This window comes from Neisseria sp. GT4A_CT1 (assembly GCF_000227275.1).
GTDB lineage: Bacteria > Pseudomonadota > Gammaproteobacteria > Burkholderiales > Neisseriaceae > Neisseria.
In genome coordinates this window covers 377,657-393,349 of the sequence record NZ_JH164966.1, presented here as the reverse complement: position 1 = coordinate 393,349, position 15,693 = coordinate 377,657, and the positions used below count along the sequence as shown (strand labels likewise).

Annotated in this window: 12 protein-coding genes and 3 pseudogenes; all 15 read left to right on the top strand. The window is 51.6% G+C overall.

Annotated elements, in window-relative coordinates:
- Positions 1 to 2: 2 nt before the first annotated feature.
- The gene (locus tag HMPREF1028_RS06615) at positions 3 to 251 is read left to right on the top strand and encodes a succinate dehydrogenase assembly factor 2 (protein WP_003755557.1); all 249 of its coding nucleotides are present in this window, start codon (positions 3 to 5) and stop codon (positions 249 to 251) included.
- A 117-nt stretch (positions 252 to 368) separates the two neighbouring features.
- On the top strand, positions 369 to 1,652 hold the full coding sequence (gltA, locus tag HMPREF1028_RS06610; RefSeq protein WP_009312046.1) for a citrate synthase: 1,284 nt from the start codon (positions 369 to 371) through the stop codon (positions 1,650 to 1,652).
- A gap of 207 nt (positions 1,653 to 1,859) precedes the next feature.
- Positions 1,860 to 4,688, top strand: coding sequence for a 2-oxoglutarate dehydrogenase E1 component (locus HMPREF1028_RS06605; RefSeq protein ID WP_009312045.1), 2,829 nt, complete (start codon positions 1,860 to 1,862; stop codon positions 4,686 to 4,688).
- 112 nt (positions 4,689 to 4,800) lie between these two features.
- The gene (gene odhB / locus HMPREF1028_RS06600; RefSeq protein WP_009312044.1) at positions 4,801 to 5,976 is read left to right on the top strand and encodes a 2-oxoglutarate dehydrogenase complex dihydrolipoyllysine-residue succinyltransferase; all 1,176 of its coding nucleotides are present in this window, start codon (positions 4,801 to 4,803) and stop codon (positions 5,974 to 5,976) included.
- Positions 5,977 to 6,173: 197 nt separating this feature from the next.
- Positions 6,174 to 6,443 carry a hypothetical protein gene (locus HMPREF1028_RS06595; RefSeq protein ID WP_009312043.1) on the top strand — a complete coding sequence of 90 codons (270 nt, stop codon included), beginning with the start codon at positions 6,174 to 6,176 and terminating at the stop codon, positions 6,441 to 6,443.
- 248 nt (positions 6,444 to 6,691) lie between these two features.
- Positions 6,692 to 8,125, top strand: coding sequence for a dihydrolipoyl dehydrogenase (gene lpdA / locus HMPREF1028_RS06590; protein WP_009312042.1), 1,434 nt, complete (start codon positions 6,692 to 6,694; stop codon positions 8,123 to 8,125).
- Between the two features lie 313 nt (positions 8,126 to 8,438).
- Positions 8,439 to 8,726 carry a hypothetical protein gene (locus HMPREF1028_RS06585; RefSeq protein ID WP_003755543.1) on the top strand — a complete coding sequence of 96 codons (288 nt, stop codon included), beginning with the start codon at positions 8,439 to 8,441 and terminating at the stop codon, positions 8,724 to 8,726.
- 95 nt (positions 8,727 to 8,821) lie between these two features.
- A pseudogene (gene sucC / locus HMPREF1028_RS06580) lies at positions 8,822 to 9,991 on the top strand (ADP-forming succinate--CoA ligase subunit beta); the annotation flags it as partial.
- A gap of 10 nt (positions 9,992 to 10,001) precedes the next feature.
- The gene (gene sucD / locus HMPREF1028_RS06575) at positions 10,002 to 10,892 is read left to right on the top strand and encodes a succinate--CoA ligase subunit alpha (protein ID WP_003745608.1); all 891 of its coding nucleotides are present in this window, start codon (positions 10,002 to 10,004) and stop codon (positions 10,890 to 10,892) included.
- Between the two features lie 120 nt (positions 10,893 to 11,012).
- A pseudogene (locus HMPREF1028_RS15500) lies at positions 11,013 to 11,078 on the top strand (transposase); the annotation flags it as partial.
- Between the two features lie 288 nt (positions 11,079 to 11,366).
- Positions 11,367 to 13,886, top strand: coding sequence for a TonB-dependent receptor (locus HMPREF1028_RS06570; RefSeq protein ID WP_009312040.1), 2,520 nt, complete (start codon positions 11,367 to 11,369; stop codon positions 13,884 to 13,886).
- A gap of 234 nt (positions 13,887 to 14,120) precedes the next feature.
- On the top strand, positions 14,121 to 14,555 hold the full coding sequence (locus HMPREF1028_RS06565) for a DUF883 family protein (RefSeq protein WP_009312039.1): 435 nt from the start codon (positions 14,121 to 14,123) through the stop codon (positions 14,553 to 14,555).
- A 141-nt stretch (positions 14,556 to 14,696) separates the two neighbouring features.
- A complete protein-coding gene (locus tag HMPREF1028_RS06560) occupies positions 14,697 to 15,095 on the top strand; it encodes a phage holin family protein (protein ID WP_009312038.1) in 399 nt (132 codons plus the stop codon).
- Positions 15,088 to 15,357, top strand: coding sequence for a hypothetical protein (locus tag HMPREF1028_RS06555; RefSeq protein WP_009312037.1), 270 nt, complete (start codon positions 15,088 to 15,090; stop codon positions 15,355 to 15,357). The genes HMPREF1028_RS06560 and HMPREF1028_RS06555 overlap by 8 nt, the downstream gene beginning before the upstream one ends.
- A 52-nt stretch (positions 15,358 to 15,409) precedes the next feature.
- A pseudogene (locus HMPREF1028_RS14665) lies at positions 15,410 to 15,520 on the top strand (IS5/IS1182 family transposase); the annotation flags it as partial.
- Positions 15,521 to 15,693 lie beyond the last annotated feature (173 nt).

Genomic DNA, 15,693 nt, shown 5'->3' with positions numbered 1-15,693 from the left:
AAATGATGGTTTTTGACGATATTGCCAAACGGAAAATCCGTTTTCAAACCCGCCGAGGATTATTGGAGTTAGATCTGATTTTCGGCAGGTTTATGGAAAAAGAATTCGAGCATTTGAGCGATAAAGAGCTGTCCGAGTTTTCCGAAATCCTTGAGTTTCAAGATCAAGAGCTTCTTGCCCTGATCAACGGACATTCGGCGACAGACAAGGAACACCTTATCCCCATGCTTGAAAAAATCAGACAAGCTTGACGTATTGGAAATCCGCCTGCCTTTCGGCGGATTTCTAGGATACGGAGGTCGTCTGAAAATAAAGACCGTGCTGCATAGGCAGCAACGAAAGCCCCAACCTACAAAGGAGCGATAAATATGTCCAAATCAATTAAACTCAACGTACCCAATCAAGAGGATTTAGAACTGCCCGTATTGGAGGCGAGCATCGGTCATGACGTGGTCGATATCCGCGCACTGACGAAAAACACAGGCTTATTCTCATTCGACCCTGGATTCGTTTCAACAGCAAGCTGCGAATCCAAAATCACTTATATCGACGGCGACAAAGGTCTGCTGTATTACCGTGGTTATCCCATCGAACAACTCGCCGAAAAATCCGATTATTTGGAAGTCTGCTACCTGCTGATTTACGGCGAACTGCCGACGCCTGAGCAAAAGGCAGAATTTGACAATACCGTCCGCCGTCATACGATGGTGCATGAACAGCTGACTTGGTTCTTCCGCGGCTTCCGTCGAGACGCGCATCCGATGGCGATGATGGTCGGCGTGGTCGGTGCATTGTCTGCGTTCTATCAAGACAGCCTGGACATCACGAACCCCGAACACCGCAAAATCGCGATTTACCGTCTGATTTCCAAAATTCCGACGATTGCGGCAATGTGTTACCGTTATTCCAACGGTCTGCCGTTCAATTATCCAAAAAACAACCTCTCTTATTCCGAAAACTTCATGCACATGATGTTCGCTACACCATGTGAAGACTACAAACCCAATCCCGTATTGGCACGCGCGCTCGACCGCATCTTTATCCTTCATGCCGACCACGAGCAAAACGCATCGACTTCGACCGTCCGTTTGGCAGGTTCTTCAGGTGCGAACCCGTTTGCCTGTATCGCTGCCGGTATTGCCTGTCTGTGGGGTGCGTCCCACGGCGGTGCGAACGAAGCCGTCTTGAAAATGTTGGACGAAATTGGTGATGTGTCCCGTGTTGCCGAATATATGGAAGGCGTGAAACAGCGTAAATACCGCCTGATGGGCTTCGGACACCGTGTGTACCGCAACATGGATCCGCGCGCCAGCATCATGCGCGAGACCTGTTATGAAGTGCTGAAAGAATTGGGCTTGGAAGACAGTCCGAAATTCAAACTGGCGATGGAATTGGAACAAATTGCTCTGAAAGACCCGTTCTTCGTAGAGCGCAAACTGTACCCCAACGTCGACTTCTACTCCGGTATTGTCCTGTCCGCACTGGGCATTCCGACCGAAATGTTTACCGTCATCTTTGCCCTGTCGCGCAGCGTGGGCTGGATTTCGCACTGGCATGAAATGATCGGCGATCCTTCGCTGAAAATCGGCCGTCCGCGCCAACTTTATACCGGTGCGGAACGCCGCGATTATGTGCCGGCGGATAAACGCTGAAAATCAGTATATTAATATGTTGTCGGAACTTCATTTGAGAAAGCCGAATAGTTTTTTTAAATAAGTTTGTCTGCAGCAAACGAAACAGATACAAGTAATTTGGCTGGAAATAGGGTAGAATGAAGTGTCATTTCAAACGGCATGGATTCCGTTGAAACACATGGAATTCTACCCTTTGTTTATATTTTAAAGAAAAGAGCTCGCGTCATGATGGATGAAAAACTCAATTTTTCTTATCTGTTCGGTTCAAATGCTCCCTACATCGAGGAGTTGTATGAGAATTTCCTGGAAAACCCCAATTCGGTCGATGAAAAATGGAAGCAGTATTTCACCGACTTAAGCAAGCAGCCCGGTGCGGCGGATGTTGATATCGCCCATGCTCCGATCCGTGAATCCTTCGCCAATTTGGCAAAAACCAAATCGACAGCGGCTATTGCCGGCGGTATGGACGAAGCCATGATGAAGAAACAGGTCGGCGTACTGCGGTTGATTTCTGCTTACCGTATTCAAGGTGTGGGCGCTGCTCAGCTTGACCCGCTCAAACGTATCCCGCCACGCAACATTGAAGCCCTCGATCCCAAATTCCACGGACTGAATGATGCCGATATGGCGGTTCAGTTCAATATGGGCGAGGGCGATTTTTCCGGCCAAAGCAAACTGCCTCTGTCCCAAATCATCAGCAACCTCAAGCAAACCTACTGCGGCCACCTCGCATTGGAATACATCTACATTCCCAATACAGAAGAACGCCGCTGGTTGCGCAATTATTTCGAGGATGTGCTGTCCACCCCGAGTTACAGTGCCGAACAGAAACGCCGCATCCTGAAAGAAATGACCGCTGCCGAGACTTTGGAGCGTTACCTGCATACCAAATATGTCGGTCAGAAACGCTTCGGCGTTGAAGGTGGCGAGAGTGTGATTGCCGGTCTGAATTACCTGATTCAAAACGCAGGTAAAGACGGTGTCGAAGAAGTCATCATCGGTATGGCACACCGAGGTCGTCTGAATGTCTTGGTCAACATTTTGGGCAAGAAACCGGGCGATTTGTTTGCCGAGTTTGAAGGCCGCGCCGAAATCAAGCTGCCCAGCGGTGACGTGAAATACCACATGGGTTTCAGCTCTGACATCGCTACGCCGAACGGTCCGATGCACGTTTCTTTGGCGTTCAACCCGTCTCACTTGGAAATCGTCAATCCTGTCGTTGAAGGTTCTGCACGCGCCAAACAAAAACGTTTGGGCGAAAACGGCCGCGACAAAGTATTGCCCGTATTGATTCACGGCGACTCTGCATTTGTCGGCCTGGGCGTCAACCAAGCGACATTCAACCTGTCCAAAACGCGCGGCTATACCACCGGCGGTACGGTTCACATCGTCATCAACAACCAAATCGGCTTTACCACCTCTGATACCCGCGACACCCGTTCGACCGTGCATTGTACCGACGTGGCGAAAATGGTTTCCGCCCCGGTCATCCACGTCAACGGCGACGATCCTGAACGCGTCTGCTTCGCCATTCAAGCCGCTTTGGACTACCGTAAGAAATTCAACAAAGACATCGTGATCGATGTCGTCTGCTACCGCAAATGGGGCCATAACGAGGGCGACGATCCGACCCTGACCCAGCCGATGATGTACAAAAAAGTATCACAACACCCCGGTGCGCGTACTTTGTACACCGAGCAACTGATCGCAGAAGGCGTGGTAACGCAGGCGGAAGCCGACGGCTATATCCAAGCCTACCGCGACGCTTTGGATAAAGGCGAACACGTCGAGCAAACAACGTTGAGCAATTTCCAACGCACGCAAATCGATTGGAGCAAATACCAAGGCAAAGACTGGCGCGAAGATGTGGAAACCGGCCTGCCCGCTGCTGACATCGAGCGTCTGGCCGAGAAATTTACCGCCGTTCCCGAAGGCTTTGCACTGCATCCGACTGCCAAACGCGTGCTCGAAGCGCGCAAAGGCATGGCTGCGGGCAGTCAGCCGATTGACTGGGGTATGGCGGAAACCCTCGCATACGCCAGCCTGGTCACCAAAGGCCACGGCGTGCGCATTTCTGGCGAAGACTCCGGACGCGGTACGTTCTCACACCGCCATGCCGTATTGCACGACCAAAAACGCGAAAAATGGGATGACGGTACTTATGTACCGCTGCGCAATATGGGCGAAGGCGCAGGCGAATTCCTCGTTATCGACTCCATCTTGAATGAAGAAGCGGTCATGGCGTTCGAATACGGTTTCGCCTGCTCCGCACCCGACAAACTGACCATTTGGGAAGCGCAGTTCGGCGACTTTGCCAACGGCGCTCAAGTCACCATCGACCAATTCCTGTCGTCCGGCGAAACCAAGTGGGGACGTTTGTGCGGTTTAACCACCATCCTGCCGCACGGCTACGACGGTCAAGGTCCAGAACACTCATCCGGCCGCGTGGAACGCTGGTTGCAACTGTGTTCCGAACACAATATGCAAATCATTATGCCGTCTGAAGCGTCGCAAATGTTCCATTTGTTACAACGTCAGGTCTTGGGTTCGTACCGCAAACCGCTGGTGATTTTCATGTCCAAACGCCTGTTGCGCTTCAAAGGCGCGATGAGTCCGCTGGAAAACTTTACCGAAGGTTCGCGCTTCCGTCCCGTTATCGGCGATACCGCCGAGCGTGGTAATAATGAAAGCGTGAAACGCGTGATTCTGTGCGCTGGACAGGTTTACTACGATTTGGAAGCAGGCCGTGCCGAGCGCAAACTGGAAAACGATGTCGCCATCGTCCGCGTCGAGCAGCTTTATCCGTTCCCATACGACGAGGTGCGTGCAGAGTTGGCGAAATATCCGAACGCGAAATCCGTGGTTTGGGCGCAAGAAGAGCCGAAAAACCAGGGCGCGTTCTACCAAATCCGCCACCGCTTGGAAGACGTTATCGGCGAAAGCCAAAAACTGTCTTATGCCGGCCGTCCGAGCAGCGCATCGCCAGCCGTCGGCTATATGAGCAAACACGTCGCCCAGCTGAAACAACTGGTTGAAGACGCAATGACGCTGTAACGCAATACGGTGCGGCGTTCCGAATGAAACACTTCAGACGGAACGCCCGCCAAACAAAAGAGATAACACACAACAGGTCGTCTGAAAACCAACGACCATCCGGAGACACATAATGATTATTGATGTAAAAGTACCCATGCTGTCCGAAAGCGTATCCGAAGGCACGCTCTTGGAATGGAAGAAAAAAGTCGGCGAAGCCGTAGCACGCGACGAAATCCTGATCGACATCGAAACCGACAAAGTGGTTTTGGAAGTACCTTCCCCACAAGCCGGCGTATTGGTCGAAATCATTGCCCAAAACGGCGAAACCGTTGCCGCCGAGCAAGTGTTGGCACGCATCGACACCGCAGCAACCGCTTCTGCTGAAGCACCAGCCACCGCGCCTGCGCCTGAAGCCGCTCCCGCCGCTGCGCAAACCAATGCCGCCATGCCTGCCGCCGCCAAACTGGCAGCCGAAACCGGTGTGGATGTGAACGCGCTGCAAGGTTCCGGCCGTGACGGTCGCGTCTTGAAAGAAGACGTGCAAAACGCTACCGCCAAACCTGCTGCTGCACCCGCTGCCGCGTCTGCACCTGTTCCCGCGGGTGCGCGTCCGGAACAACGCGTTCCGATGAGCCGGCTGCGCGCCCGCGTTGCCGAACGTCTCTTGGCTTCGCAACAGGAAAACGCGATTCTGACTACGTTCAACGAAGTCAACATGAAACCCATCATGGACTTGCGCGCGAAATACAAAGAAAAATTCGAGAAAGAACACGGTGTCAAACTCGGCTTCATGTCTTTCTTCGTCAAAGCAGCCGTTGCCGCGCTGAAAAAATATCCGGTGGTGAATGCCTCCGTTGACGGCAACGACATCGTTTATCACGGTTATTTCGACATCGGTATCGCCATCGGCAGTCCGCGCGGTTTGGTTGTGCCGATTCTGCGTGATGCCGACCAAATGAGCATTGCCGACATCGAACAAGCCATCGTCGATTACGCCAAAAAAGCCAAAGACGGTAAAATCGCGCTGGAAGATTTGACCGGCGGTACGTTCAGCATCACCAACGGCGGTACGTTCGGCTCCATGATGTCCACCCCGATTATCAATCCGCCGCAATCCGCTATTTTGGGTATGCACGCAACCAAAGAGCGCGCAGTCGTGGAAAACGGTCAAGTCGTTGTCCGCCCGATGATGTATCTGGCGCTCTCTTACGACCACCGCATTATCGACGGCCGCGAAGCTGTGCTGACTTTGGTTGCCATCAAAGACGCGCTGGAAGATCCGGCACGCCTGTTGTTGGATCTGTAAACGCCGCCAAAGGGATATAAAGCGGATCAAAACAAAGCAGTTTGAAATCAGGCTGCTTACTGGCTTTCAGACGACCTTGAAACGAAAAAAGGTCGTCTGAAAACGGCGGGATGTTTGAAATCTAAGGGAGAATATGGTTTGTTGCTGCCACTTTCCGTGCAGAGGCAAACGGTTGAAAATCCATTAGGAGCGTATCCATGAAACCCATTTCCCTGTTTCCGCTTTTGGCTGTCGTTTCCCTGCTTGGCGCGTGTGCCGCATTCGAAGGCAAGGAATATTCCGTCAACGCCTACGACGCGCGCGGCAGAATGTTGAACAAGCGTTTTGAAATGGACAGCAACAAAGCAGGCATCCCCGTCGCCCGCAGCGTTTTGTGCAAACGCTATCCGCACGCTACCGTCCGCGTTTACAACAATTTCACCGGACAGGAAGTCAGGGAATACAGCCCGCATTCCTGCCGCCGCTGATGCGGCCGAACCAATCGAGCTGAAGTTTCAAAGGTCGTGCCTGCGGGCAGGCTTCGCACTCTGAAAAAGGCAGAATGAGTTTTAACTTCGTTGAAGCCGCGCTTTCAGACGACCTCTTATGCAAAATATAGTGGATGAACTTCAAATCAGGGGAAGGCGAGGCAACGCTGTACTGGTTTAAAGTTAATCCACTATACCGCTGCCGAAGGTTTTCCTGCGGCAAAAATGTCAAACAAAGGATTTTTCACATGTCTCAATACGATGTAGTAGTCATTGGCGCAGGTCCCGGCGGATATGTTGCCGCCATCCGCGCCGCCCAACTGGGTTTTAAAACCGCCTGTGTCGATGCGGGCGTCAACAAAGCAGGCGATGCGCCCGCGCTGGGCGGCACCTGCCTGAACGTCGGCTGCATTCCTTCCAAAGCCCTGTTGCAGTCGAGCGAACATTTCCATGCTGCGCAGCATGATTTTGCCGAACACGGCATCAGCGTCGGCGACATCAAATTCGACGCGGCGAAAATGATTGCGCGCAAAGACGCCATCGTAACCAAGCTCACCGGCGGCGTGAAATTCCTGTTCCAAAAAAATAAAGTAACCAGCCTGTTCGGTACGGCTTCATTTGCCGGAAAAAACGGTGATGCCTACCAAATCGAAGTCGATAACAAAGGCGAGAAAACCGTTATCGAAGCCAAACACGTCATCGTAGCGACCGGTTCCGTGCCGCGTCCGCTGCCGCAGGTTGCCATCGACAATGTAAACGTATTGGACAATGAAGGTGCATTGAACCTGACCGAAGTGCCCGCCAAACTGGGCGTCATCGGTTCGGGCGTGATTGGTTTGGAAATGGGTTCGGTATGGAACCGCGTCGGTTCGCAAGTTACCATCCTCGAAGCCATGCCGACCTTCCTTGCCGCCGCCGACCAGCAAATCGCCAAAGAAGCCTTCAAATACTTCACCAAAGAGCAGGGCTTGAACATCGAACTGGGCGTGAAAATCGGCGACATCAAATCTGAAGGCAAAGGCGTATCCGTTGCCTACCAAACCGCCGCAGGCGAAGCCAAAACCGAAGTCTTTGACAAACTCATCGTCGCCATCGGCCGTATTCCGAACACCAAAGGCTTGAACGCAGAAGCCGTCGGCTTGGAAAAAGACGAGCGCGGCTTTATCAAAGTGGACGCCGAATGCCGCACCAACCTGCCTAATGTCTGGGCAATCGGCGACGTGGTTCGCGGCCCGATGCTGGCGCACAAAGCCAGCGACGAAGGCGTGGCCGTTGCCGAGCGCATCGCCGGTCAGAAACCGCATATCGATTTCAACAGCGTACCGTTCGTGATTTATACCGACCCCGAAATCGCTTGGGTTGGCAAAACCGAAGAGCAGCTCAAAGCCGAAGGCGTGGAATACAAAAAAGGCACTTCCGGCTTCGGCGCAAACGGCCGCGCGTTGGCAATGGGTAAGGCAAAAGGTACGGTCAAAGTGTTGGCAGATGCCAAAACCGACCGCATTTTGGGCGTACACATGATCGGCCCGGTTGTCAGCGAATTGGTCACTGAAGGCGTCACTGCGCTCGAATTCTTCGCCAGCAGCGAAGATATCGCACGCATCATCCATGCCCACCCGACCTTGTCCGAGGTGGTTCACGAAGCCGCACTGGCCGCCGACAAGCGCGCTTTGCATGGCTGATGAGGTCAAGTAAAGCATAAAAGGTCGTCTGAAAAAGTTTCAGACGACCTTTTCGGAAAGATGAATGTTCGGAAGCAATGTTCCGATAGGTATAGAGGGAAAATAGGGCATATCAGTTGCCATTGTTCTCTTGTCGGAATGACGATTTAAGCATTTTCTATGAATCTACGATAGTGGGTTAAGTTTAAATTCAGGACAAGGCGACGAAGCCGCAGACAGTACAGATAGTACGGCAAGGCGAGGCAACGCAGTACTGGTTTAAACTTGAACCACTATATATAATCGGCGACACATTCACAGACAGCATTTGATTATGAATAAAGAAGTAATCGGTATCCTGTTTATACCGATGGGCATCATCAGCATGTGTATGGCCGCGTTGTGGCAGATGTATGTGATGATGACCGAAACTTATACGCTCAACCGCTTCAAAGACAAAGAATTGGTTTGGCGCGTGGCATTGTTGTTTATCAGTTTCAGCCTTGCCGTTTACCTGCTCTGCCCGAATTCGCGTAAAAAAGGCATCGTCTTTTTTATCCTCGGGGGCGGCGGCGCAATCATGTATCTGCTTGCGCGGATGTGGTTGCCGTTCAGCAAGTGAAACGACGATTTTCCGACCGCCGAAAGGTCGTCTGAAACGCACGGGGTTGTCATTTATGGGCAGTCTCAGGGCATTCCACTAATCTAAAGGAGAAATCCATGAATCTACACGAGTATCAGGCTAAAGAACTGCTGGCAAGCTACGGCTTGCCCGTGCAAGGCGGTATTTTGGCGCACAACGGCGAAGAAGCCGCAGCCGCTTACGACAAACTGGGCGGCAAATTTGCCGTCGTTAAAGCCCAAGTCCACGCAGGCGGACGCGGTAAAGCGGGCGGCGTAAAAGTCGTCAAAAGCCGTGAAGAAGCCAAAGAAGTGGCAGAAAGCCTGATTGGCACCAATTTGGTTACTTATCAAACCGATGCCAACGGTCAGCCGGTCAACAGCGTTTTGGTTTGCGAAGACATGTATCCGGTGCAAACCGAGCTGTATTTGGGCGCGGTGGTCGACCGTTCTACCCGTCGCATCACATTCATGGCTTCGACCGAAGGCGGTGTGGAAATCGAAAAAGTTGCCGCTGAAACCCCTGAAAAAATCTTCAAAGTAACCGTTGACCCGCTGGTCGGCCTGCAACCCTGCCAAGCGCGTGAAGTTGCGTTCCAACTGGGCTTGAAAGACAAACAAATCAACGAGTTCGTCAAACTGATGACCGGCGCGTACAAAGCGTTTGTCGAAAACGACTTTGCCCTGTTTGAAGTGAACCCGCTGGCAGTTCGAGAAAACGGCGCGCTCGCCTGCGTGGATGGCAAAATCGGTATCGACAGCAACGCCCTCTACCGCCTGCCGAAAATCGCCGAATTGCGCGATAAATCCCAAGAAAACGAACGCGAGCTGAAAGCCTCCGAATTCGACCTGAACTACGTTGCGCTGGAAGGCAACATCGGCTGTATGGTGAACGGCGCAGGTTTGGCGATGGCAACTATGGACATCATCAAACTCAAAGGCGGCCAACCTGCCAACTTCTTGGACGTAGGCGGCGGCGCGACCAAAGAGCGCGTAGTTGAAGCGTTCAAACTGATTCTCGAAGACAAATCCGTCAAAGGCGTATTGATCAACATCTTCGGCGGTATCGTCCGTTGCGACATGATCGCGGAAGCCATCGTGGCAGCCGTTAAAGAAATCAACGTTGACGTGCCTGTCGTTGTCCGTTTGGAAGGCAATAACGCCGAACTCGGCGCGAAAATCCTGGACGAATCAGGTCTGAAATTGACTTCCGCCGACGGCCTGAATGACGCAGCCGAAAAAATTGTCGCAGCCGTAAACGCCTAAGGAGAAAAGAATGAGCGTATTGATTAATAAAGACACCAAAGTATTGGTTCAAGGTTTCACCGGTAAAAACGGTACTTTCCACTCCGAACAAGCTCTGGCTTACGGCACTAAAGTCGTCGGCGGCGTTACCCCGGGCAAAGGCGGTCAAACCCACCTGAACCTGCCCGTGTTCAACACCATGAAAGAAGCGGTTAAAGAAACCGGCGCAGACGCATCCGTGATTTACGTTCCTGCTCCGTTTGTGTTGGATTCTATCGTTGAAGCAGTTGATTCAGGCGTAGGCTTGGTGGTTGTGATTACCGAAGGCGTGCCGACCCTGGACATGCTCAAAGCTAAACGTTACTTGGAAACCAACGGCAACGGCACACGTTTGGTCGGCCCTAACTGCCCGGGAGTGATTACTCCGGGCGAGTGCAAAATCGGCATTATGCCGGGCCACATCCACACTCCCGGCCGCATCGGCATCATTTCCCGTTCCGGTACATTGACTTACGAAGCCGTGGCACAAACTACCAAACTGGGCTTGGGTCAATCAACCTGTATCGGTATCGGCGGCGACCCGATTCCGGGCATGAACCAAATCGACGCGCTGAAACTCTTCCAAGAAGACCCCGATACCGACGCCATCATCATGATCGGTGAAATCGGCGGTACTGCGGAAGAAGAAGCAGCCGAATACATCCAATCCAACGTAACCAAACCCGTCGTCGGCTACATCGCAGGTGTTACCGCTCCTAAAGGCAAACGTATGGGCCACGCCGGTGCGATTATCTCCGGCGGCAAAGGTACTGCGGAAGAAAAATTCGCCGCTTTCGAAAAAGCCGGCATCGCCTACACCCGCAGCCCTGCCGAATTGGGCAGCACCATGCTGGAAGTGTTGAAAGCAAAAGGCTTGGCGTAACGCTTGGTCGTTTTGACTGAAAAGCTGAAAGGTCGTCTGAAAACTTGGAAACAGGTTTTCAGACGACCTTTTTACTTGGTTTGCCATAATCTGCAAATTTCGTTAGGCGTTTGTTTCCAGCGTTATAGTGGATTAAATTCAAATCAGGACAAGGCGACGAAGCCGCAGACAGTACAGATAGTACGGAACCGATTCACTTGGTGCTTCAGCACCTTAGAGAATCGTTCTCTTTGAGCTAAGGCGAGGCAACGCCGTACTGGTTTAAAGTTAATCCACTATAATCCACTATATCGTACAGATTGTCGCATAAGCTACATAAATTGTCGGATATTCTATACTTTGCAGTGTTATCTTTAATTTTTATTCAATATATAATCATTCTCAAAAACAAATCAATCATATCAACATCTTCCTATCTTACTTTTTCAGACGACCTTACTCATATCTGAATTCATTTCCCATTAAGGAGCAGTTATGAACAGCCTGTGGCAGCCTAACTGTTTGAGTATCGTCATCGCTTTTGCATTTTCATCCGCATATGCTCAAACTGTACCCGATAAAGTCAATCTGAACGAAATTACCGTAAAGGGGGCAAGAAATACACCCGCCCAGAGTAATGGCAACTACACCGTCAAAGGCAGCACCTCGGCCACCAAACTTGACTTGAAACTCAAAGAAACCCCGCAAAGTGTAACCGTTTTCACCCAGCAGCAGATGCAGGATCAGAATTTGCAGAATCTTGATCAGGTGCTGGAAGAAACGCCGGGTATTACCGTCTTGCAGGACTCCGTTACCGGCATGGGCGAAGCCCAGTATTATTCGCGCGGCTTTCCCGTCGACAATTACCAGCTTGACGGTGTGCTGGCCAATAAATACCTGCTTGGCGGACCGCGCTTTATTGCCGCACAGGACAGCTATCTTTACGACAGGGTGGAAATCATCCGTGGTTCGAACGGGCTGAGCACCGGAGTGGGTGATCCGGCGGCCAGCGTCAATTTTGTGCGCAAACGCCCAATAGCGAAAAGTGCGGGGGAATTGAACCTGAAATACGGTTCTTGGAACAACAAACGTGTCGAATTCGATTACGGCGGTGCGTTGAACAAATCCCAAACCCTGCGTGGCCGCATCGTCGGAACATGGGAGGACGGCGACAGCTTTATGGACAGAATCAAACGCAAATCCCATGCCTTATACACTGTATTCGATTGGACGCCAACCGACAAAGACAGCTTTACGCTGGGCTTCAGCCGTCAGTACCGCAACATCACCGGCGCGCCGACCAAGGGGTTGATGCGTTATTCGAAAGTTACCCAGGACTATGATTTCGAATTGGGGGATTCCCCGACGCATTGGATAGATGCCCGAGACGTTCCGCCGAGCTTCAACAACGGGGCGGAATGGGCGTTTAACAAAGCCACCAGCGACAATATGTTTGCCGAATACAAACATCATTTCAACGACCATATCAAGCTGCAAACCGCCTATACCCGCAGCCGCACCAAAAGCGACCTGCGTTACGGCGATATGGGGGTAAACGGCTACGCGCCGCAATTTAACGCGGCAACTTACGATTTCGGCCGCGAACGCGACAAATACGACGACAAGGCGTTCGATATCCATCTGGACAGCCGTTTCAAACTTTTTGACCAGGACCAGCAGTTTATTGTCGGTTTTAGCGGCATCCGCCATACCCAGACGAGGGACGATTATAATTTCAGCAGCAGCGGCGAATTGAATGTCGATGATGCCAAGCCTACAGGTATTGCGGCCATGACGGGGGAACCGATAGACCGTAACTTCTATTTATGGCAGGCGATTCCGCTTGATTACTGGAATAACGGCAGCTATCCCATGTTGGGGTACAACCGGGCTTGGGAGAAAAAATTGGGACCGGACGGGTTGATTTCCCGTGATCATTTGGCTTCGGAACAATACGGTCCCTATTTTGCCCTGAAACTCAAGCCGGCCAAGTGGCTGACGGCGGTGATAGGCGGGCGTTGGCTGACATGGCGGGACAAAGGGGGCGGGAAATGGTCGTTTTATAAAAACAAAAACAACGTGATAACGGACGATACGGTCGAAATGCCCGACGAAGGGTACGCCCCCGATCACAATAAAAGCAGGATGTATCACGATACGGTGCGCAAATTCGTCCCGTACGGCGGCGTGATTGTAGAGCTGACGCCGACCATCAATGCCTACGCCAGCTATACCGGCATCCTGAAAACCAACAATGTTTTAAGGAATCGGCCGGCCTATGGCGAGGGCGGCGGATGGCTGCCGCCGATTACCGGCAATTCCAAAGAAGTCGGCATCAAAGGCGGCTTGTGGAACGACAAGCTGAATTTCGCCCTGTCTTACTTCACCATGACTCAGAAAAATTACCCCACGCTCGAACCTACAGGCTCGCGTTGTTACGAATGGAAATACGGCGGGGAAAACGGCAACGAACCGTGGTGCTTCCAAGGCGATTGGGAATACGGTACGGGTAAGGGCTATACCAGCAGGGGGTTCGACATCAACCTTGCCGGACAGATTACCCCGAAATGGCGGATGCAGGCGGGCTTTGTCAAACTGAAGATAGACAAACCTTACGATGCGCCCAACTCCTCCAACGACTTGGGGGACGACATGAATCTGGAGTACGGCGGCACCTATACCGCGCCGGATAAAACCTTCAAATTCTTCACCAGCTACGACTTTACCCCCAAGCTGACGATGGGGGTGGGGATGCGCTGGGTCAGTGGTACCAAGCCCAAACCTTGGGGGCATGGTCTTTCCAACGGGCAATATTACGTTTCCGACAAACCCAAAGCACTGTGGCAGCCTTCCTATTCGATATGGAACGTCATGGCGCGCTATAAAATCAACAAACACGCCGCACTGGCGGTCAACGTCGGTAACCTGACCAATAAACGCTATTACACCAACTCCCGCAGCAATTTTTACGGCAAACCGCGCAATGCCTCCGTTGCCTTGAGAATAAAGTGGTAGGCTGTTTGGACGGAGCCCTTCCTCCAAGAAGCAGTTTACATGACGGAAAAGTTTTAAAGGGGCCCAAAGGTCGTCTGAAAGTTTTCAGACGACCTTTTATCTCCCGCGTTAATCTTTACATGTTTTCAAACCACCTTTAGCCGAATTGACTTGAGCAGAAGTGTAAAAGGGTTATAATCGATTAACAGATGAACAATCTGTTATTTCAACGGTAAGGACATCAAGGAGAAGGTAATGAAAAAACATGATTTTGAATCCCGCAAAGAAGCTTTGTTGAAAGACATTCAAGATGTAATGAACGATGTCGAAGAACTGTACACCAAAGGCGTGGAAGCCGGCTCGGAAGAAGGTAAAAAAGCCAAAGCCAAATTGCAGGAAAAACTCGAAGCCGCCAAAGAGCGTTTATATCGTTTTGAAGACGAAGCGGGCGAGCGCATTAGACATCATGCCGACCGCGCACGCGAAAAATACGACGAATTTGAAGAATTGGCAGAAGAGCGTTTCCAAGAAGGCAAAAAACGCTTTGCCGAGTTTGGAGAAGAAGCGGGCGACCGCATCAAACGCGGCGCGCGCCAAGCTGATGCAGCCGTACACGACAAACCATATTACGCAATGGGCTTTGCCGCATTGGCAGGCTTGGTCGTCGGCGTATTGCTGAACCGCCGATAATCGGTCAAACATGAATGCCGTCCGGACACGATTTTCCGAAATCTTGTTCCGGCGGCGTTTGCTTATGCGGGTCGGCAAAGGTTTCAGACGACCCAAAAGCCTTCGGATTGTCCGTTTCGGAGCAATCAGGGAAATCGGAATATGGGTATCAGACAAAATATCGAACATACGAAAACGCTGCTGAATCAAGGTATTGATTTGCTTTTGCTGCGGTTGCAGATTTTGAATCTGGATTTGGCGGAGCAGGCGGAAAACGTGTTCCGCATCATCATATGGCTGGTCGTATCGGGCATATTGCTGCTGATTGCATTCATCAGCCTATTGTTCGGGCTAAACCGCGCGTTGTCGGATACCGCGGCGATATGGGTATTTTTCGGGATAACCGCCCTCAGCCTAATTGTCATTGCAATTTTGTTCGGTAAAGTGTCAAAAGATTGGCGCAGCCAAAACAACCAAATCGCGGCAACCTTGCAGGACATCCGGGCAGACATCGCCTGCCTGCGCGGTCAAGATATGCAGGAAGGAGGGGACGATGAATAAAACGGAACGCGATGAAGCACGCGAACTGCTGCAACTGGAAGCCAAACTCGTCCGCCTGAGGATTGAGGCATCGTATTTGAAACAGCGTAAATTGAAGGAACAGGAAGAGCGCAAGTCGGACACGCTGATGAAGCTGCTGGATTTGGGCAACGAGCTGACGCAGACAAACCTGCTGTATAAAACGGCAGGGCTCGCCATTCCGCGCAAATACCGCTTCGGCGCACTGCTGGCAGCGTTTGCGTTGAAGGCTGCGATGAAGTAGATGGGATTAGAAAGAAGGTCGTCTGAAAGTTGGGTTTCAGACGACCTTTTTGTATAGTGGATTAAATTTAAATCAGGACAAGGCAACGAAGCCGCAGACAGTACAGATAGTACGGCAAGGCGAGGCAACGCCGTACTGGTTTAAAGTTAATCCACTATATTTGTGGGGTTCGTGGGCAAAGCCCACGCTACGGTGGATTTCAGACGATTTTGGGTTGTCGGTGTAGGTTGGGATAACTGTATCCGACGGGATATTTGTTTGCCATTATTCCCGCGCAGGCGGGAATCTACTTTTGAATTTCGGCAACTGTTTTTGAATATCTGTTTCTTAGGGTTT